General features: G+C 28.1%; 17 protein-coding genes. 14 read left to right on the top strand and 3 right to left on the bottom strand.

What is annotated here, in order from left to right; translation table 11 throughout:
• The 9 genes from RWY47_RS01770 to RWY47_RS01730 all read left to right on the top strand — a co-directional run.
• Positions 1–735: GGDEF domain-containing protein (locus RWY47_RS01770; RefSeq protein WP_316030218.1), on the top strand; the 735-nt coding region annotated here is incomplete at its 5' end.
• A 465-nt stretch (positions 736–1200) separates the two neighbouring features.
• A complete protein-coding gene (locus RWY47_RS01765) occupies positions 1201–2586 on the top strand; it encodes a peptide MFS transporter (RefSeq protein ID WP_150842495.1) in 1386 nt (461 codons plus the stop codon).
• 248 nt (positions 2587–2834) lie between these two features.
• Entirely contained in the window at positions 2835–3128 is a 294-nt protein-coding gene (locus RWY47_RS01760) for a nucleotidyltransferase domain-containing protein (protein WP_150842496.1), read from the top strand.
• Positions 3109–3507, top strand: coding sequence for a nucleotidyltransferase substrate binding protein (locus RWY47_RS01755; protein ID WP_316030217.1), 399 nt, complete (start codon positions 3109–3111; stop codon positions 3505–3507). The genes RWY47_RS01760 and RWY47_RS01755 overlap by 20 nt, the downstream gene beginning before the upstream one ends.
• 423 nt (positions 3508–3930) lie before the next feature.
• Positions 3931–5868: a sigma-54-dependent Fis family transcriptional regulator gene (locus RWY47_RS01750; RefSeq protein ID WP_150842497.1), complete on the top strand. Its 1938-nt coding sequence runs from the start codon at positions 3931–3933 to the stop codon at positions 5866–5868.
• 239 nt (positions 5869–6107) lie between these two features.
• Positions 6108–7172 carry a 2,3-butanediol dehydrogenase gene (locus tag RWY47_RS01745; RefSeq protein ID WP_224170343.1) on the top strand — a complete coding sequence of 355 codons (1065 nt, stop codon included), beginning with the start codon at positions 6108–6110 and terminating at the stop codon, positions 7170–7172.
• Positions 7173–7400: 228 nt separating this feature from the next.
• On the top strand, positions 7401–8528 hold the full coding sequence (locus tag RWY47_RS01740; protein WP_114542824.1) for an ABC transporter ATP-binding protein: 1128 nt from the start codon (positions 7401–7403) through the stop codon (positions 8526–8528).
• Between the two features lies 1 nt (position 8529).
• Positions 8530–10089: an ABC transporter permease/substrate-binding protein gene (locus tag RWY47_RS01735; protein ID WP_224170342.1), complete on the top strand. Its 1560-nt coding sequence runs from the start codon at positions 8530–8532 to the stop codon at positions 10087–10089.
• A gap of 223 nt (positions 10090–10312) precedes the next feature.
• Positions 10313–11983 carry a M48 family metallopeptidase gene (locus tag RWY47_RS01730; protein WP_168931853.1) on the top strand — a complete coding sequence of 557 codons (1671 nt, stop codon included), beginning with the start codon at positions 10313–10315 and terminating at the stop codon, positions 11981–11983.
• A 152-nt stretch (positions 11984–12135) separates the two neighbouring features.
• On the opposite strand, the gene RWY47_RS01725 is transcribed toward RWY47_RS01730, so the two are convergent.
• Complete coding sequence (locus tag RWY47_RS01725) at positions 12136–12444, bottom strand: nucleoside triphosphate pyrophosphohydrolase (protein ID WP_168931850.1); 309 nt, start codon at positions 12442–12444, stop codon at positions 12136–12138.
• Between the two features lie 119 nt (positions 12445–12563).
• Between RWY47_RS01725 and RWY47_RS01720 the strand changes: the two genes are divergently transcribed.
• The 3 genes from RWY47_RS01720 (at position 12564) to RWY47_RS01710 (ending at position 15785) form a co-directional block, all read left to right on the top strand.
• Positions 12564–15110, top strand: a complete 2547-nt coding sequence (locus tag RWY47_RS01720) for a DEAD/DEAH box helicase family protein (protein ID WP_224170341.1) — start codon at positions 12564–12566, stop codon at positions 15108–15110.
• Between the two features lie 47 nt (positions 15111–15157).
• Positions 15158–15520: an HIT family protein gene (locus RWY47_RS01715; protein WP_150842502.1), complete on the top strand. Its 363-nt coding sequence runs from the start codon at positions 15158–15160 to the stop codon at positions 15518–15520.
• 94 nt (positions 15521–15614) lie between these two features.
• A complete protein-coding gene (locus RWY47_RS01710) occupies positions 15615–15785 on the top strand; it encodes a hypothetical protein (protein ID WP_168931844.1) in 171 nt (56 codons plus the stop codon).
• 471 nt (positions 15786–16256) lie between these two features.
• On the opposite strand, the gene RWY47_RS01705 is transcribed toward RWY47_RS01710, so the two are convergent.
• Complete coding sequence (locus RWY47_RS01705) at positions 16257–16685, bottom strand: DUF4829 domain-containing protein (RefSeq protein ID WP_224170340.1); 429 nt, start codon at positions 16683–16685, stop codon at positions 16257–16259.
• A 488-nt stretch (positions 16686–17173) separates the two neighbouring features.
• On the opposite strand from RWY47_RS01705, the gene RWY47_RS01700 reads away from it, so the two are divergent.
• Positions 17174–17773 (top strand): hypothetical protein, encoded by a 600-nt coding sequence (locus RWY47_RS01700; RefSeq protein WP_224170339.1) that lies wholly within the window; start codon positions 17174–17176, stop codon positions 17771–17773.
• Between the two features lie 162 nt (positions 17774–17935).
• Here RWY47_RS01700 and RWY47_RS01695 read toward each other — a convergent pair whose 3' ends face one another.
• A complete protein-coding gene (locus RWY47_RS01695) occupies positions 17936–19099 on the bottom strand; it encodes an SLC13 family permease (protein WP_224170338.1) in 1164 nt (387 codons plus the stop codon).
• Positions 19100–19604: 505 nt separating this feature from the next.
• On the opposite strand from RWY47_RS01695, the gene RWY47_RS01690 reads away from it, so the two are divergent.
• The gene (locus tag RWY47_RS01690; RefSeq protein ID WP_053831035.1) at positions 19605–20480 is read left to right on the top strand and encodes a sulfite exporter TauE/SafE family protein; all 876 of its coding nucleotides are present in this window, start codon (positions 19605–19607) and stop codon (positions 20478–20480) included.
• Positions 20481–20599: the final 119 nt, after the last annotated feature.

Raw genomic sequence — 20599 nt, 5'->3', positions numbered from 1 at the left:
GAACAAAATGATTATAAAAATATTATAAAGTATAATAAAATTTTAGATGAATACGAAAATAAATCTGAAAATGCAGAATCTACAGATACAATATTTTTTGATTTACAAGCTAAAATGTATAAAGAAAGCCAAAAATCTCAAAATCTTAAATTATTATTTTCTATAATTTTATTAGCATTAATTTCTATACTCGCACTTATAGTAGCTATAAAAAATAGCAAGATAAATAGGCTAAATAAAGATTTAGAAGAAATATCTATAAAAGATCCTTTAACAGATGTATATAATAAGAGACATTTTTATAATGTGTTAGAAAAATTTTCAGAGGAGCAAAAACATATTACATTTATAATGATAGATATAGATTATTTCAAAGCTTTTAATGATAATTATGGACATTTAAAAGGTGATGAAGTGTTAATAAAGGTATCTAAAATACTTGAAAGCACATTTAGCGAAGATTATGTATTTAGATATGGAGGCGAAGAGTTTGCTATTGTTTCAGAAGGGAATCTAAAAGAAACTTTACTATCAATAAGTATTTTAAGAGATAAGTTGTATAAAGCAAATATAAAACATGATTTTTCTGAAGCAAGTGATAGAGTTACTCTTAGTATTGGAATTAAATGTGGGAAAATAGCATCTAAAGAAGATGTAGAACAAATTATAACAGATGCGGATGAAAGATTATATAAATCCAAAACAAATGGAAGAAATAGATATACTTGCTTTTAAAATATCTTATTTCCGAGGAAATTTCGATATTGAAATTGTTGTAAATTGAAAAATATTAAATTTAAATTGGGATTTCTAAGTAGTATTATAAATAAATGAAAAAGTATAAGTTAAAATAGGTCAGGCAACTTTTGTTGCCTGAATTTTTTATGAAAAATTTAACAATAAAATTCTAATATGTTTGAAGATTTCAAACAAAAAGAAAATTTATAATTAATTTGTAATTTAAGGGATTGTACAAACTTGTCGAATATGATAAGATTTAGTCAACAAGATAACTACGAGGGGTTTTGTATAGAGGGCATTAAGGTATGACATCAGACATTATAATTAAATTATTTAATTTAAAATGAAAACGTTAACCTTAGAAAAGGGGCCAGGAAAACAATAACATACGTAATTATCTTAAGTTATCATCAATGTATTTTGAAATTATATTATACTTAAGAAAGGACGAGTGAAATTATGAGTACAACAGCAGTGAAGAAAAAAAATAAATTTCCAATGGGATTTTATATTTGTGCAACTACATTTGCATTTGAGAGAGCAGCTTACTATGCTTCAAAATATCTAATCTATATTTTCTTAATTACAGCAGTAGTTAAGGGTGGTTTAGGTATAGAAAAAGGTCAAGCGGCTATGATGCAAGCAAACCTTGTAGCATTTACTTATCTTTCACCTATAATAGGTGGATATATATCTGATAGATGGATAGGTGCTAGATATACGATACCTTTAGGTATGTTTATTATGGGGGCAGGTTATTATGTAGGATCAATAGCCACATCATCATCTATGGTAGGGTTAATGGTTATTTTGGTAGCAATTGGGACAGCGTTTTTCAAAGGGAATGTTTCAGCTGTAAATGGACAATTGTTTAAGAATCAAGAAGAGCTAGATTCAGCTTTCTCTGTTCAATATTCATTTGTTAATATAGGTTCTTTTGTAGGAACTACAGCAGTTGGAGTTTTATATGCTCAAACATTTGCTAAAAATGGAGTTTTAGGATTTTCTCAATGTTTCTTCCTTGCAGCAATCTTATGTGCTATAGGTGGATTATGGTTTATATTTGGATGGAGATTCTTAGGAGATGCAGGAAAGAGACCTTTCAAAGAAGGTGTTGTTGCTGAAAAGGTTGATGCTGAGGCAAGTACACCATTAACTCGTACAGATAAAAAAAGAATTTGGGCTATAGTTTTAGTTTCTGCGTTCTCTGTATTATTCTGGTTATTCTGGTATTTAACTTACCTTGCAGTTTATGATTATGGTGCAGCATTCGTTGATATGAATGTTGGAGGATTTGAAGTACCTTTAGCTTGGTTTGACTCATTAAATGCATTAACTTGTATAGTATTAGGTCCAATATTTGCAGCTTTATGGTTAAAGCTTTCAAAGAGACCTCAAGGGGATATAAGTTTATTTAAGAAAACTGGATTAGGATTTATATTCTTAGGATTATCATTCTTTATGCTAGTTGGAGCAGAGTTTGCAAGAGGAATAGGTGCTCCTGATACAGCTAAGGCTAGTATACTTTGGATAGTTGCATTTGGAGTTTTATTAAGTATGGGAGAGATGTTCTTCTCACCACTTGGAAACTCATTTGTAAGTAAGTATGCTCCTAAGAGAGTATTAGCAGTTTTAATGGGAGTTTGGACTTTCGCAACTTTCGTTGCTGGAAAGAGTTACGGATATTTATATGACTTTACTTTAAAATTCGATATGATAACTGTATACACTGTTATACCTGTTATATTATTCGTTGCAGCTGCATTACTATTTATATTTGATAAGAAGTTAAATAGTCTTGTTGAAGATGAAGAAACTAATGGAAAAGAAAAGTCTATAGCATAGATAGTAGAATGAGAGGGATGGATATTATATTTTGCTACACAAGCTGAAAAGATGCTTGAAATGTGGCTAAAATATAATAACCATCCCTCTTTATATTGGGGAAAAAAGAGGGAGGAAGTTTTGCCACACAAGCGGGAAAGATGCTTGAAATGTAGCTAAAACACAATAGTACTCCCTCTTTTATATATAGACACTTTTTAGTTGAAGAATTATAATAAAGTTATATTAATAGATGGTATGGTGATAAAATGATAAGTGAAAAATTAAAACTTGAGTTGAAAAACATATTTTATAAGTATCCAGAAATAGAAAAGGTATTATTATTTGGATCAAGAGCAAGGAATGATCATCGAGTTAATTCAGATGTAGATATATGTTTATTTGGTAAAAATGTAAATCATTTGATATTAGCAAAAGTAAGTATGGATATAGATGAATTAAACACACCTTTAAGTTTTGATATACTTAATTTTAATGAATTAAATAAAGTGGAACTTATAGATAATATAGTGAAGGAAGGAATTGAAATATATAATGGGTAAGAAGTTAGATGAGAGAAAACAAGATTTTTTCAAAGCTTTAAAAAGGCTAGAAGAAGCACTTGAAAAGGATTTAAATGATGACATAATAATAGATGGAATTATACAAAGATTTGAATTTACTTTTGAACAAGCATGGAAGGTAATGAAATTATATTTAGAAGACCAAGGTATATTAGATGAAGCTTTAGCACCAAGAAGCACTATAAGATGTGCTTTTAAGCATAAATTAATAACTGATGGTGATGTATGGATAGAGATGATGTTAGATAGAAATAGAACATCTCATATGTATGATGAAACAACAGCTCGTAATATAGTTAAGTTAGTAGAGGCAAAATATATAGCTGAATTTAACAAGTTAAAAGAGTTTTTAATTTAATTAGAGGAGAAGGAGCCTTATATGTTTTGGCACACAAGCTGGAAAGAAGCTTGAAATGTGCCTGCAACATATAAGGCCCTTCTATATGAGTAAGAGCAAGGAAGTTTTGGCACACAAGCTGGAAAGAAGCTTGAAATGTGCCTGCAACATATAAGGCTCCTTCTTTGTGATTAAGGGCAAGGAAGTTTTGGCACACAAGCTGGAAAAAAGCTTGAAATGTAGCTGCAACATATAATTGCTCCTTCTTTGCGTGTGGGGCGATAGAGGTATATTATATTTTGCCACACAAGCGGGAAAGATGCTTGAAATGTATCTGAAATATAATATACCTCTATTTTAATTTGAGAAGGTGATTGTATAAGGTTGGTATTTGAAATAAAATAGATATAGATTAGTAAATATACAGGTATTGGAGTTATGCATATGGGAGATTATATAAGCTTTATTGAAAATGCGTGGAAGAGATTTATTAATACAGGGGAAGTTGATTTTAGTGTTAGAAAAGATATAAGAGATTCTTGGGTAAGATGTAAGTCTTATGGCGTTGATTACAATAATGGTTGTGGGAGTGTAAAGCATGATAATATTAAATTCTTAATAGAAAAAAATAGTGAGCTTATTTTTGTATCTAAGCCTATTATGGAAGGTATATATAGTATGGTTTCAGGTTCAGGGTTTGCAATTATGTTAGCTGATAAAGATGGGTATATTATTGAAGTTATTGGAGATAGAGATATAATGGATAGGGCTAATGAGCTAAATTTTTTAAAAGGAGAGCTATGGACTGAGAATATAGTTGGGACAAATGCAATAGGAACCGCTCTATATCTTAATAAACCGATACAAACAATAGGAGCAGAGCATTATGGTAAAAATCAACATTCTTGGACTTGTTCTGCATCTCCAATTTATGATGAAGATAACAACTTAATAGGTTGTATAAATATGTCTGGGAATTATTATGATGCACATTTACATACGCTAGGAATTGTAACAGCTGCAGCTAAGTCAATTCAAAATCAATTAGCTTTAACTCTTTCATATAAATTACTAAATATTACTTTTGATTCTATATCAGAAGGTATGATTGTTGTTAATCAAGATTTAAGTATAAAAAAAGTAAATGGAAGAGCTTTAAAAATATTAAATACATCATTAGATAAGTTAATAAAGGTAAAAGTTGAAAATATATTAAAAGATATAGATTTTTACGAGATTTTAAATGAAGATAAAAGAGTAACTAATATAGAGTGCGATTTTTATATTAATTCTAATAGAATAAAGTGCGTAGTAAATATAACTACATTAAATACACATGGCAACAAAACTGGTTTTGTAATAACTTTCAATGAAGCAAAGAAAGTTCATAAATTAGTAAATAAAGTAGTGGGATATAAAGCTCAATACAAGTTTGAAGATATAATAACTGAAAATGAAAAAATGAAAGCTATGATTTCTTTTGCAAAGAAGATATCAAAAACAGATTGTAATATATTGATAGAAGGGGAAAGTGGAACAGGAAAAGAATTAGTTGCTCAATCAATACATAATTTTAGTGAAAGAAAAAATGGACCTTTTGTTGCTATAAACTGTGCATCTATACCTAGAGAGTTAGTTGAAAGTGAATTATTTGGATACGAAAAAGGAGCATTTACTGGAGCATCAAAGGAAGGTCATCCAGGAAAGTTTGAATTAGCTGATGGAGGGACTATATTTTTAGATGAAATAGGGGAGTTACCACTAGATACGCAAAGTAAGCTACTTAGAGTTTTAGATAATGGAAAAGTGATTAGAGTTGGTGGTACATATGAAAAGCAACTTGATGTAAGAATTATTGGGGCAACAAATAGGATACTAAAAAATGAAATAGCTATAAAGAACTTTAGAGAAGATTTATATTATAGGTTAAGTGTAATGAATATAAATACTATTCCTTTAAGAGAAAGAATAGATGATATAGATGTGTTAGTTAGTCACTTTATAGAAAAATTAAATCATAAGAACAAAAGTAATAATGTAGAAATTAGTTATTCATATATACAGGAATTAAAAAAATATAATTGGCCAGGAAATATAAGAGAGCTTAGAAATATAATAGAAAGAGATTATTATCTAAGTGAAAATAACTTAATAAGTATAAGCAGATTAGATAATATAAATATGTTTAAAGATGAAGAAAACAAAGAAAAAGAAATAGTACCTTTAGATTGTTTAGAGAAAAAAGCCATACAAGAAGCTATGAAAAAGTGTAATGGAAACATGGTTATGGTATCTAAATTATTAAATATAGGAAGATCTACATTATATAGAAAAATTAACAAATATAATATAATGTATCAAAATGAAACAGAAAATATATAGTGTTTCAAAATGGGATAGCAAATGTATTGAAATGATACACTTGCTATTTTTATTTTAAATGAATTCGCAAATTATAAACTTATACAAATATAAGGAAATAACATAATACCTTGAAAATACTAGGGTTTGATCGGATTATAATAAATAAAGTACATAATTTATATTTTGGCATAGGTGTTGCTATATAAAATGTGAATAAATTAACACTTTATATAATGAAACTTAGGGAGGATTTGGGAATGAAAGCAGCACTATGGTATGGAAAAAGAGATGTTAGGGTAGAAGATATTGAAGAGCCAAAAGCTACAAAAAATAATGTGAAAATTAAAGTTAAATGGTGTGGAATATGTGGGTCAGATTTACATGAATACTTAGGAGGACCTATATTTATTCCAGTAGGTCAACCTCATCCTGTAAGTAAAGGAGTTGCACCTGTAGTTTTAGGACATGAGTTTTCAGGGGAAGTTGTAGAAATAGGTGAAGATGTAAGTAAATTTAAAGTTGGAGATAGAGTTATTGTTGAGCCTATTGTAGCATGTGGTAAATGTGAAGCTTGTTTAGAAGGTAAGTATAATTTATGTTCATCTTTAGGCTTCCATGGACTTTGTGGAAGTGGAGGTGGACTTGCTGAGTATACAGTTTTTCCAGAAGAATTTATTCATAAAATACCAGATGGAATGGATTATGAACAAGCAGCATTAGTTGAACCTATGGCTGTTGCACTACATTCAATTAGAATATCTAATTTTAAAATAGGGGATAGTGCATTAGTATTAGGATCAGGACCAATAGGTTTAGCAACTATAGAATGTTTAAAAGCTGCAGGGGCTAAGTTAGTAGTAGTTCTTCAAAGAAAGTCTATTAGACAAGAGTACGCTAAAAGAGCTGGAGCGGATTTTGTTTTAGATCCTAATGAAGTTGATATAGCAGAAGAAGTGAAAAAGCTTACTGATGGATTGGGTGTAGATGCTGTATTTGAAACTACTGGAGCACAAATAGGATTTGATATAGGTATTAAGAGTTTGAAGTTTGAAGGTACTATGGTTATAACTAGTATTTGGGAAAATCCTATAAACTTTAATCCTAATGATTTGGTGTTTACTGAAAAGAAAATTGTAGGAACTCTAGCTTATAGACATGAGTTTCCAGCAACTATGGCTCAAATGAATGATGGAAGAATTAAAGCGGAAGGTTATATAACTAAGAAGATTCATTTAGATGATATTGTTGAAGAAGGGTTTGGAACATTAACTGGACCTGAAAAGAAAAAACATGTTAAGATATTAGTTACTCCGGAAAGATAATAAGGGTAAGAGGGAGTACTATTGTATTTTGCTACACAAGCTAGAAAGAAGCTTGAAATGTAGCTAAAACACAATAGTACTCCCTCTTTATTTATTTGTGGAAAGGGAAAGGAAGTTTTGCATAGTGAAATTTGACAAGAGGCTAATTTAAGTGTTACTATTATATTACGACAAGAAACAACTTTTATTTAAAAGAAAGTTGTTTGTTAAGAAGATGGGAGGTATAGTATGCTCAAATTTGAAAATATAGTAAAAAAGTTTAATGGTAATTATGTTTTATCAGATGTTTCTTTCGAAATAGAAAAAGGAAATCTTGTGGCTATCATTGGAGAGAGTGGATGTGGAAAAACAACATTACTAAAAATGATTAATAGATTAATAAAACCAAGTAGCGGAAAAATTTATATAGATGAAAAAGATATTTCAAAGATAGACCCTATTAAACTTAGAAGAAATATAGGGTATGTCATTCAGCAAACGGGATTATTTCCTCATATGACTGTCAGAGAAAATATTGAAATCATATCTAAAATTGAAAAAGTAGATAATGCAAAGATTGAGGAGAGCACGTATAGATTAATGAACATGGTAGGACTTGATCCTGAAAAATACCTAGATAGGTATCCTTCTGAACTAAGTGGAGGACAGCAACAAAGAGTAGGTGTAGCAAGAGCATTTGCAACAGATCCAGAGATAATATTAATGGATGAGCCTTTCTCAGCATTAGATCCAATTACAAGAGTAGATTTACAAGATGAGCTTGTAGAATTACAGTCAAAATTCAAAAAAACTATTATATTTGTTACGCATGACATGGATGAAGCAATAAGAATTGCAGATATGATATGCATAATGAAAGACGGAAAAGTAGTACAGTATGACACGCCTGAAAATATTTTAAAAAATCCAATAAATAACTTTGTATCAAACTTCATAGGTAAAAATCGTATATGGTCGTCTCCTGAATTTATAAAAATTTCAGATATCATGATTGAAAATCCAATTATGTGTGGTTCAGAACTACCAATCTTAAAGTGTATTGAGAAAATGAGAAGAAATAAAGTGGATAGTCTTATAGTTAATGATGCTACAACTAAAGAGTTTATAGGAGTTGTAAAAGCTAAATTTATAAGAAATATAGAAAATAAGTCTCAGAGAATTGGAGACATTGTAAAGAACGAAACTCCAACACTTACACCAAATGATACTATTTTAGATGCATTAAATATTACAAACAAACATAAAATTTCAGCTATTCCAGTTATCAATGAAAATAAAATTGTTGAGGGATTAGTTACAAAAAGTAGTTTAGTTACTACATTGAGTCAGCAGTATTTAGAAGTAGAGGAGGAATAGAATGAATTTATTAAACTACTTTATTCAAAATAAAGAACAAATAATAACATTATTAATTGAACATATAAACTTAACTGTAATATCTGTATGTATTGCTATTTTAATTGCAATGCCATTGGGGATTTTAATAAGTTATAAAAAGAAATGGAGTAAGCCAATTTTAAGTGTAGCAAATGTAGTTCAGGCAATTCCTAGTATGGCATTACTTGGATTTTTAATTCCTTTTTTAGGAATAGGTAAAATACCGGCAATAGTAACAGTTATAATGTACTCTTTATTGCCTATAATTAAAAACACATATACAGGATTAGAAAGTATAAATCCAAATACTTTAGAAGCAGCTAAAGGAATTGGATTAACAAAATTTCAAATACTAGTGAAAGTTCAGATTCCTCTAGCATTACCTGTTATTATGGCAGGGGTTAGGATATCGGCTGTAACAGCGGTAGGACTGATGACGATGGCTGCATTTATTGGAGCTGGAGGATTAGGATACCTTGTATTTTCAGGAATAAGAACTGTTAACAATAGTCAAATATTAGCAGGTGCAATTCCAGCATGTTTACTTGCTTTAGCTGTAGATTTTATTGTTGCAACTATAGAGAAATTAGTTACACCTAAAAATATGCAAAAAAATACAAACACTAAAAGTAAAAAGCACACAAAAACTATTATAGGAATAAGTGCTGTTGTTGTAATAATAGCTTTAATTGCATCATCAATAACAGGTGGTGTAAAAAAAGAAAAGTCTATAACAATTGGTGGAAAAGACTTTACAGAACAATCAATTTTAACAAACTTAGCAGCATATATGATAGAAGAAAATACTGACATATCAGTTAAAAAGAAAACTGATCTTGGAGGTACACAAGTTATTTTTTCAGCTTTAAACACAGGTGAGATTGATATGTATTTAGAGTATATGGGAACTGCATATTCTGATTTGCTTAAATATCCTCCTGAAAATGACATGGATAAGGTGTATAACACTGTTAAAAGTGAATTGAAAGAAAAAAATGATTTACAAGTATTAAGTCCAATGAAATTTAATAATACTTATACATTAGCGGTAACTAAAGAAACAGCAAAAAAATATAACTTAGAAACAATAAGTGATTTTGCTAAGGTTTCAAAGGATTTTAAGTCAGGAACTACATTTGAATTTTTAAATAGAGCTGATGGGCTTTTAGGATTAAAAAAGGCGTACAACTTTGATTTAAAAGATGAAGTTGCATTAGATAGTTCGCCTAGATATGTTGCTTTAAAAAATGGAGATGTAGATGTAATAGATGCGTTTACTACAGATGGTTTAATCAAAAAATTTGATTTGAAACTACTTAAGGATGATAAGCAATTTTTCCCTCCATATTATGTAACTCCTATAGTTAAAAGTGATGTTTTAGAGAAGTATCCTGAAATTGAACCTGTTTTAAATGATTTAGGAGCGGTTTTAACAGAGGAGATTATGATGGAACTTAATTATAAGGTAGATGAGCTACATATGGATCCAGATACTGTAGCAAAAGAGTTTTTAATAGAACAAAAATTAATTAAAGAGTAGGGTTAAGTTAAGAGGGAGTAATATTGTATTTTGCTACACAAGCTAAAAAGATGCTTGAAATGTAGCTAAAACACAATATTACTCCCTCTTTGTTTAGATGGAGAAAAAAGTTAGAAAACATACTAAAATACGCAATAAAAGACAAATTACGACATGGGAAATATGTATAATTTATAAGAAGCTAAATAAATTTACATGAAAGAAATGGAGAATAAAGTAAGATATGAAAAGCAGAAAAGAAATAATTTTTGACACTTTGTTTGGATTTATATTTTTAACTAACTTAGTATCAATAGTTGTATTGGTTTTTATGGTTTTAAATAAAAACTATGAAAGTATTTTACCAACGATAGGTAACTTTGGGTTTCTTGAATTTGCACTAATAATTATAACTGCTGTAGCTTGGCTTATTATTGATACATCAAGTAGTAATTTATTTGATGATGAACACGAAAAATTTAAGAAGATGACACTGCTATCTAAAGAAAATCTTTATAATGTAAGAAAAAAAATAGGAGCACTATGTACTTATGAAAAACTTTATATAGTTGTAACTATTACTTCAGTCATATCCTTGATTATAGGTATTATGAACTTTGCTCTTAAAACAGACTTTATGACAGGTGGATTTGGATTAATAACATTAGGTTTAATAGGATCAGTAATTATTATTTTAAAGAGTTTATACATAAAGCTAGAATCTCCAAATGAAGTAACTATAAATAGAGAAGAGTATCCACAGCTATTTAAAGTAATAGATAGTGCAATTGAAATGACAAAAGCACCTAAATTAGATGAAATATGTATTCTTGATGATGAAAATATTGGAGTTATATGTTTGTTAAATGGTTTTGGAGCTAATGGGAAAAATGTTTTAGTAATAGGAATTAAAGCTTTAAAAGTATTAAGTGAAGAAGAACTTAAAGCTGTAATAATCCATGAACTTGCTCATATTTATAATGATGATACAAAAGTTTCAAGCAAAATTTCAAGACGTTTAACTAGATGGAATGAAATAGTATATAGAGTTGATGAAGGTGATAATATTATAAAAATGATACTATTATTACCATTTGCAAAATTTTACATAGAGAAGCTAGAGAGATATTTAGATGCAATGTCACAAACAAAGGAGTTATTAGCAGATAAAGAAGTATCTAAATATATGAGTGTAGAAATTTATGCTAAAGCAACTATGAAGTTAGAAATTATGGAGAAATTTTTAGCAAATCCATATTCGAAATTAGAGATTAGATCAAGTGATGAAGCACTCAAGAATTACTTTACTACTTTATTTGAAGACTTTGAAAGTGAGCTTCCTAATAGAAAAGAACAATGGATGAATCAGATAAAAAAGAGAATATCATCTATATATGATACTCATCCAAGTTTTAAAGAAAGAATGGAAGCTTTAGGTATTGAAGATTTTAACTATGATATTAATTTTAATGATCAAAGTGATGACTATAAAAAAGAAATAGATACTTTAATAGAAATAAAAAATAAACAATGGTATAAATACTTGAGTGATCAATGGGAAGAGATTACTAAAGAGTATAAAGAACAACTTGAAATTATCAAAAACTATAAAGATACTGATGATATAGAAAAAATTATTGAGTATGGAGAAGCCCTTGAAGATCTTGGAGAATATGAAAAAGCTTTAGATTTTTATAAAGATATTGCTTCAAAAGATAAAGAGTGTGCTATCGCTATGTACAAAGTTGGACAAATTATGCTTATGAATAATGATGAAGAAGGAATTGAGTTTATAGAAAAATCTGTAGAGTTAGATGGTAGCTTTTTTATTAGTGCTATGGGGATTATTACTGAATATTTTTTAGATAACGGAATGAAAGAGAAAATAGATGAAATGTATGAAGGAGCTAATTAAAAGTTTGAAAATATAATTTTGTTTTGTATATTTGAGGGATAAGGATGGACAGTATATTTTGCCACACAAGCTAAAGAGATGCTTGAAATGTGGCTAAAATATACTATCCATCCCTATTTATTTTATTTAAAAAATTAATCAAAAAATAATTATTACCAAGTCTTTTTCAAAATTAAATTATCTTCAAATCCACCCCTAGAATCTCTTTTTTCATTTCTTCTATTCAAAATATCCTCTTCACTATAACCATACTTAGAGCCAATAGCAAATAAAACCTCCATAACATCAGCTATCTCATCAAGGTTTTTATCTTCTAAAAGTTCACTAACTTCCTCGTTAAGCTTTTTATAAAGATACTCTAGGGCAACATCATCACTAACAACTTCAATTTCACATTTATTTCCACTAGATTCAATGATTTCAGGGATTCTATCTCTGACTAATTTATCGTAAACTTTCATAATTACCTCCAAATTTAAAATTACAATTTAAATTATATAAGTTCATATAACCTTTGTCAAAACATGATAAAATATAAAAGTAAAAATATGTAAAATATATATTTATGAAAGGGGAGTATATGAACTTAAATTGTATAACAGGAAATAATGACCATTTATATAAACATATAAAACAAAGCTTTTATAAAGCTAAAAGTATAGATATTATAGTAGCTTTTCTTATGGAAAGCGGGGTCAAGCTATTAAGAAAAGATTTAGAAGAAATATCAAATAAAAATATACCAATAAGAATTTTAACAGGAAACTATTTAAATATAACTCAACCATCTGCACTATACCTTATAAAAGATATACTAGGTGATAATGTAGATTTAAGATTTTATAATGATACAAAAAGGAGCTTCCACCCAAAAGCTTATATATTTGAATATGAAGATGGAGGAGAAATATTTATAGGATCTTCAAATTTATCAAAATCAGCACTAACTGAAGGTATAGAATGGAATTACCGTATAGATCAACATAAAAATATAGATGACTATAAATATTTTAAAGATATGTTTGATGATTTATTTTACAATGAATCAATTATAGTAAATGACCAAGAGTTAGAGACTTACTCAAAAACATGGAAAAGACCTAAGATATATTCTAATATAGGTGTAGATGAGTTTAAAAAGGATGCAAAAGAAGAAAATAATGTAGTGAGTATATTTGAGCCAAGAGGGGCACAAATAGAAGCTTTGTATGAGCTTAGAAAAACTAGAGAAGATGGAAATGATAAGGGATTAGTAGTAGCAGCTACAGGCATAGGAAAGACATATCTAGCGGCTTTTGATAGTAGAGAGTTTAATAGAGTATTATTTATTGCACATAGAGAAGAAATATTAAAACAAGCTTACGAAACATTCAAGACCATAAGAATAGATAAGCGAATAGATAAAAATATAGTTCTAGTTGATAACAATATAGAAAATTATGATTATCTACAAAATAAAAAAGAAACACCGTTAAAGGTATCTGAAAATATAGAGATTGAAGATTATAAAGGATGTGAAGAAGAGTTTAATATGGGCTTTTTCATGAACTCTCGAAGAGATACTAATAAAGATATTATTTTCGCATCTGTACAAAGCTTAGGTAAAGAAGCGTATTTAAATGAAAACTATTTTGAAAGGGACTATTTTGATTATATAGTTGTAGATGAGTTTCATCATGCAGTATCAAATAACTATCAAAATATAATTAATTATTTTGAACCTAAGTTTATGTTAGGACTTACAGCCACTCCAGAGAGGCTAGACAATAAAGATGTTTTTAGTGTATGTGACTACAACACAGTTTATGAAGCTACTTTAAAAACTGCAATTGATAAAGGTTGGTTAGTTCCTTTTAGATACTATGGAATTTATGATGAAAGTGTAAATTATGATGAAGTAGAGTATAAGAATGGAAAATATAGCACAAAGGAATTACAAGAAGCTTTGAGCGTAAATAAAAGAGCTGATTTAATATTTAATCATTATAAAAAATATAAATCATCTAGGGCATTAGGGTTCTGTACAAGTAAATCTCATGCAGAGTTTATGGCTAAATATTTTAATGAACAAGGGATACCTTCATGTGCAGTTTATAGTGGTAGTGAAGGAGAATATAACGAGGATAGAAATATAGCTTTAAATAAGCTAAGAGATGAAGAATTAAAAGTTATATTTTCAGTTGATATGTTTAATGAAGGGTTAGATGTTAAAAGTATAGATATGGTTATGTTTTTAAGACCTACAGAGTCACCAACTATATTTTTACAACAATTAGGAAGAGGGCTTAGAAAAGATAAAAATAAAAAGTATTTAAATGTATTAGATTTTATAGGTAACTATAAAAAAGCTAATTTAGTACCATATCTTCTAATAGGTGAAAATAAGGTAAATGCATCAGCAAATAGAAATATGCCTTCAGAGGACGATTTCCCTGAAGATTGTTTTATAGATTTTGATTTTAGGCTTGTGGATATTTTTAAAAGAATGAGAAAAGAAAATCAAAAGGTAAAAGATAAGATAACTGAAGAGTATTTTAGAATTAAGTCATATGTAGGACATAGACCATCTAGGTTAGATATATTTACTTATGCTGAAGATGAGATATACATAAATATAAAAGGTAAGAATGATATATTTAAAGACTACTTAGGGTATTTGCAAGAGATAGGTGAAATAACTAATGATGAACAAGTTTTAAAAGACTCATTTGCAGGAGAGTTTTTAAATATGGTAGCAACTACAGGGATGCAAAAGTTTTATAAAATACCTATATTATTAGCTTTCTATAATAATGGAAATGTTAAAGCTAAAGTTAGTGATAGTGATTTAAATGAATCTTTTATTAGTTTTTATAAATCAGGAACTAATAAATATTTTATTATGAAAGATAAAGATATAAAAGATGAAAAAGCTATATACACTGATAAGTTTATAAATAATGCAAAGAAAAATCCTATAGATGCATTTTTAAAAACTAGTAGTGAATATTTTTATATGGAAGAAGATATGTTTTGTTTAGATAATCGTATGTTAGCGTTTTTAGATAATGATATCTTTATTAAGGAGCTTAAAGATTGTATAGATTATAGATTGAAAAAGTTTTATAAAGATAAATTTGAGAAGTAAAAATTATATAAAGTTTGAGTTTTGATGAAATTGGAAAGGAGCAAAGTATGAGTTGTATATTTTGTGATATGAAAGATTATATTTTAGAAAATGATTTGGCTTATGCTATATTTGACAAGTTTCCGGTAAATAAAGGCCATATGTTATTCATTCCTAAAAGACATGTGAAAGACTTCTTTGATATAACTAAAGAGGAAAGAGAAGCTATTTTTAAACTTGTAGATGAAGGAAAGAAGTTATTAGATGAGAAGTATTCACCAGATGGATATAATGTAGGAGTTAATTGTGGGGAAGTTTCAGGACAGACTGTAATGCATGTTCATGTACACCTAATTCCAAGATGTTTTGGAGATACTGATTGTCCAAAAGGTGGAGTAAGAGGGGTAATACCTGATAAAATGAAGTATTAATAAAATTATATTACAATAGATAATTACAATATAAGTCAATGTATAATTAATATATACTGAGAAAGTAGTATTATAAATATGGGGGAGAATATATTTGAATAAAAAGAGAATCATTACAGTATTTTTAGTAGTAATTATTACCTTAGTATCAGTTAAATTATTTATAAAATCTAATGAAAGATACGGAGGAGCAGTTATAAGTGATAGTATTGGAGGGTTTAACCTAGATACTACAGAGGGATTCTCAAAAGATGATGAATCATAGATTATGAATATGTGTTTATCTAAGCGAAAAAACGGGGTTGATGTAACATCCCAAAAGGCTAAGGCATTATGAAATCCTACAAATACTATAGGTTTATACATTTATAATAAACTAGCTATTGGATCATCTCAAGTCTATGATTATTATGTTTGGTTAGGTATAAATAACGGATACATTCAGAATCAAGAAGAAACTAAAATTTATTCTTTAAGTGATGAAGAGTACAAATTTTTAATAGATTGATATCTAAAATATCATAGCTATGATGAAATAAAAACTATGATATCAAAAGGGTATTAACATAGGTGGAAAAGTAAATTTACCCCTGTGTCGGAAAATCCGACAGGGGTATAAAACTATAAAATTAGCGAAGGATAAACATATAAGTTTTATCGACCTTTAAAGCATCTTTACAGCTTTGGGAGAAAAACTTATATTTTATCCTAAGCGCTAAAACATAGTCCCTTACGTTTAATATCCCCATTCAACAATTTTCCAGTTTTTAGATTTATCATCTCTAGTTAAAACCCAATTGTAATCAGTATAAGTAGAATTTGGCTCTAAAACAGGATTTTTTCCTGAGCCATCTACATCAAAATCAGAAAATAGAACAATGACATTTTCAGCCTTAACTTTATTTTCTAATCCTTTTCCAAACTGTAAATAATCCTTAACAGCATTATTAGATTTTTTTTCATCGTAGTATATTTTAGTCAGAGTGCAAGCCTCAAAATCAAAATTACTTTTTAAACAATCTACAGCCTTGTTTATTTCTTCATCACTAAAATTAATAGACTTTCCTATATCAATTTTAAGATTAGTATATTTATCATTTTGATTACATCCAACTAATATGAATGCCACTAAAATCATAATTAAATACATAGCTATCTTTTTCATAATACTTTTCCCCTTTTTTATAGATAATAAATGAACAACATAAAATAATTGAGAACCTTATTGTATTATAAATGCTATAAATTTATTTGCCAATAAAAAACGCTTGTAGACATAACTTATAATTTATAATAAGATTTAGTAGCTTAAATGAAAATGAACAACCTATAGTATTCTTTAATACACTTACATATAAAAGAGATGATTTAGTATTCATTAATCAGTTGCAAATACAGAAAATATAGGTTTAGATTTAGATACAAGATTGCAAATACATGTTGCAGCTAATTACTTTATGAAAAAAATATACAAATAACAATAACCCCTATGTCGGAAAACATGACATAGGGATTATTTTTATTAGAAAATCTAATTAATATAAAAATAATTACCCTTTCGACAAGAAAAGGCAATTTTTTCATGAATGATATGATATATTGTTTGAGCACTAATATGCAATTATTAATATTTATAGGTAAAAGGAGACATAAATGAAAGACAGAATCAAAGATTTTTTAAGAAACAACAAAGCATTAGTTATAGTTGGAGTGGTGTGCTTTATATTAGGGATAGGAGTAGCACCAAAAGGGATAAGTGAAGATGAATACAACAAAGTAAAGTCTAACTATGAAACAACTAAAAGTGAATTAGATAATTCTAAAAAAACTATAACTGACTTAGAGGGAAAAGTTAAAGAAGCGGAGCCATTTTTCAAGATGGATAATGCAGAAAAAGAAGCTATGAAAATTAAATCTGAAAAAAAAGAAGCGGAACTTAAAGCAGAGCAAGAAAGATTAGCAAAAGAAAAGAAACAAGCTGAGTTAGATGCTAGAAGTGTAACATTGGGGAATGGTACATATTTAGTAGGTAAGGATATACCAGAAGGAGTATATGACTTAACAGTAGTTAAAGGTGGAGGAAACGTACAATCTTCAGACTTTAAAGTAAACTTAATCATGGGAGTTAGCGGAAGTTCAGACTTCTATCAAAGGGAGCAACAAAATGTAGCATTAAGAGATGGAGCAACTATAGATTTAAAAAATGTAACTGTTAAATTTGTTCCAGATGATGGGTATGTTATAAAAAAATAATTAAAAGTAATACAAAAAATTATAAATGGGGATTTATAAGCGGAAATTAATAATATAAATTAAAAATAGGTGTATACCAAAATTAGAAAAGGATAAATACATAAGCTTTGTAAGAAAAACTTATATATTTATCCGAAACTTTGGAATACACCTTTTTTACGTTTAAATAAACAATATTAAATAAACTATTGGAATTGTAACTATAAGTCCTAATACATTATAAAATGTAAACTGTTTTAAATAAGTAGAGCTATCATCTTTAAATTCATTAGTATAAATTTTATATGAAATAACACTAGCTAAAGAGGCTATAAGAGTACCCATACCTCCAATATTAACACCGAGTAATAGTTCTTTAAAGTTACTTGTAAATCCAGATAAAAGCATAGTAGCTGGGACATTACTTATAACCTGACTAGATAGTATTGAAGTTATAAAAGTAGACTGAGGACTATTTAAAATTCCCATCATAAAACTTCTAATAGAATCCATTGTAGAAATATTTCCTATAAATATGAAAAATCCTATAAATGTAATAAGTAATGAATAATCAATTTGTGTTAGCAATTTTTTATTTAAGATAAGTACAGTTAATAAAGTTATACTAAATGCTAGCCTATAGTCTACTATATGAAAAACAGATAAAAGTATAATAGCAAATAATATAGAAAAGAAAATTACATCTTTTTTATTTTTAATTTCTACATCTTCTAAGTGTAAGTCCAAATTGATTTTTTTACTTTTTAATATGATAATACTTAAAAACAGTACAGATAAAATTACCAAAGGAGCAGTTATCTTAAAAAAGTCACTAGGATCTAAATTATAAAAAGAGTATATAAATAGATTTTGAGGATTACCCATAGGAGTAAAACTACTTCCTAAATTTGCAGCAAGTGTTTGTAAAATAACTATTTTTAACACATTAATATCTGACTTTTTAGCAACCACTATACTAAGAGGAACAAAGGTAATAAGTGCTACATCATTTGTGACTACCATTGATGCTAAAAAAGTTATAAACACAAGTGCAAATGATATTGACGTATAAGTACTACATTTTTTTAATAATGATATAGCGATGCTATCTAAGACTTTAAGTTCCTTAAAAGCTGCAACAACTACCATAAGATTAAATAGTAGTATTAAAACTTTAAAATCAATATATGATAATTTTGGACTAGATATAAACGAAGTTATAATTGCTAAAGAAACTGAAAGTATTAGTACTATTTCTTTTTTTATAAAGTTTTTTAAATTGTTTTTATTAGAGTTATGATTATCAATTATTGGAATTGATAGTTCTTGGTTGTTATTATTAAGCATTTAAAATCTCCCTATATGTTTTTTCTACCTTAAAAGATTTTACAATAGAAGCTTATTTTTATCTATAAGTAAAATTAAAAAATATCATAAAAAATTATAATTTAGGACATCATATACTTAATGAAAGATGCGTCTAAAAAATGACAATAGTCTGAAAATTGACGTTGTGAAAATTAAATCTAAAAAGTAAGTAAAATAGCCATTAATAGAATATTTTCTTTTGATTGTCCATAAAAAAACGTCTATTTGTTGACTTTTTGACAAGTTTAGAATAAATTACACAAAATTTAGGAATAAATAAAAGTAAACGAAAATATATATAAAATACCAAATATTTGAAAGATTTAAATGATTTAAAATTTTATTGTTAATAAAAGAACAAGTGGCACAATACTTGCTTTTTTAAAAGGTATTAGGCTTTTACAGGGGGTGAAAGTTAAAATGAGCCGACTCACGAATGTGATGATTAAGGGGAAAAAACAAGTATATATTAGGGGGTTCAACTATGATTAACGTAATAAGAGTTTTACTAGGAGTATTCACAGCTTTCTTTGGATTTTCATATTTCAAGGATATAGCAAAAGCAAAATCAGAAAACAACTTTGAGGATGTATCAACAGGTAAAGCATTAGCAACAGGTTTTGTAACAGACTTTTTTGATACACTGGGAATAGGATCTTTTGCACCAACGGTTGCAATGTTTAATGCTTTAAAGATGAATATATCAGACAGATTAATACCTGGTACATTAAATGTATGTCACACTATACCAGTTGTATTAGAAGCATTTATATTTACAACTGTTATAAAGGTAGATCCAGTAACTTTAATATGCTTAATAGGAGCAGCTGTAGTAGGTTCATACCTTGGAGCTGGAGTTATAGCTAAAATGGATGAACGTAAGATACAAATTATAATGGGAATTGCATTAGCAATAACTGCACTTTTAATGTTATTAGCTCAATTAGGATTAATGCCTGGAGGCGGAACTGCTACAGGATTAAGTGGAGCAAAATTAGTTATAGGAATAATAGGTAATTTTATATTAGGAGCACTAATGACTGCAGGTGTTGGATTATATTCTCCATGTATGGCTATGGTTTACTTCTTAGGAATGTCACCAGACGTTGCTTTCCCTATAATGATGGGATCTTGTGCAATGTTAATGCCAGTTGCAAGTACTAAGTTTATAAAAGAAGGAGCTTATGCTAAGAAAACTTCATTCTTTATAACAATAGGTGGAGTTGTAGGAGTATTTATAGCTGCATTTATAGTTAAGAGTATGCCAATTGATATACTAAAATGGGTAGTTATAGTAGTTATAACTTACACTTCTATATCAATGTTAAGAAAAGCATTTAAATCTGAAAGAGCAGAATAATTTAATATAATAAAAAAGAAAGTGATTTTTATCACTTTCTTTTTTTGTATTAAAATTTATAAATAGAAAACTTAAAATCTATTGATATTATCATTATGAATACAAGTAAACTATATAAT

The sequence above is a fragment of the Paraclostridium sp. MRS3W1 genome, from assembly GCF_032465715.1.
GTDB lineage: Bacteria > Bacillota > Clostridia > Peptostreptococcales > Peptostreptococcaceae > Paraclostridium > Paraclostridium dentum.
This window is presented reverse-complemented; position numbering and strand designations above follow the sequence as displayed.

What these genes read in the sequence shown, in the direction of transcription:
- RWY47_RS01695 (WP_224170338.1), bottom strand. Translation starts at nt 19,099, where the DNA reads ATGCTTAATAATAACAACCAAGAACTATCAATTCCAATAATTGATAAT.
- RWY47_RS01730 (WP_168931853.1), top strand. Translation starts at nt 10,313, where the DNA reads ATGAAAAGCAGAAAAGAAATAATTTTTGACACTTTGTTTGGATTTATA.
- RWY47_RS01705 (WP_224170340.1), bottom strand. Translation starts at nt 16,685, where the DNA reads ATGAAAAAGATAGCTATGTATTTAATTATGATTTTAGTGGCATTCATA.
- RWY47_RS01750 (WP_150842497.1), top strand. Translation starts at nt 3,931, where the DNA reads ATGGGAGATTATATAAGCTTTATTGAAAATGCGTGGAAGAGATTTATT.
- RWY47_RS01765 (WP_150842495.1), top strand. Translation starts at nt 1,201, where the DNA reads ATGAGTACAACAGCAGTGAAGAAAAAAAATAAATTTCCAATGGGATTT.
- RWY47_RS01700 (WP_224170339.1), top strand. Translation starts at nt 17,174, where the DNA reads ATGAAAGACAGAATCAAAGATTTTTTAAGAAACAACAAAGCATTAGTT.
- RWY47_RS01745 (WP_224170343.1), top strand. Translation starts at nt 6,108, where the DNA reads ATGAAAGCAGCACTATGGTATGGAAAAAGAGATGTTAGGGTAGAAGAT.
- RWY47_RS01740 (WP_114542824.1), top strand. Translation starts at nt 7,401, where the DNA reads ATGCTCAAATTTGAAAATATAGTAAAAAAGTTTAATGGTAATTATGTT.
- RWY47_RS01715 (WP_150842502.1), top strand. Translation starts at nt 15,158, where the DNA reads ATGAGTTGTATATTTTGTGATATGAAAGATTATATTTTAGAAAATGAT.
- RWY47_RS01725 (WP_168931850.1), bottom strand. Translation starts at nt 12,444, where the DNA reads ATGAAAGTTTACGATAAATTAGTCAGAGATAGAATCCCTGAAATCATT.
- RWY47_RS01735 (WP_224170342.1), top strand. Translation starts at nt 8,530, where the DNA reads ATGAATTTATTAAACTACTTTATTCAAAATAAAGAACAAATAATAACA.
- RWY47_RS01720 (WP_224170341.1), top strand. Translation starts at nt 12,564, where the DNA reads ATGAACTTAAATTGTATAACAGGAAATAATGACCATTTATATAAACAT.
- RWY47_RS01690 (WP_053831035.1), top strand. Translation starts at nt 19,605, where the DNA reads ATGATTAACGTAATAAGAGTTTTACTAGGAGTATTCACAGCTTTCTTT.
- RWY47_RS01760 (WP_150842496.1), top strand. Translation starts at nt 2,835, where the DNA reads ATGATAAGTGAAAAATTAAAACTTGAGTTGAAAAACATATTTTATAAG.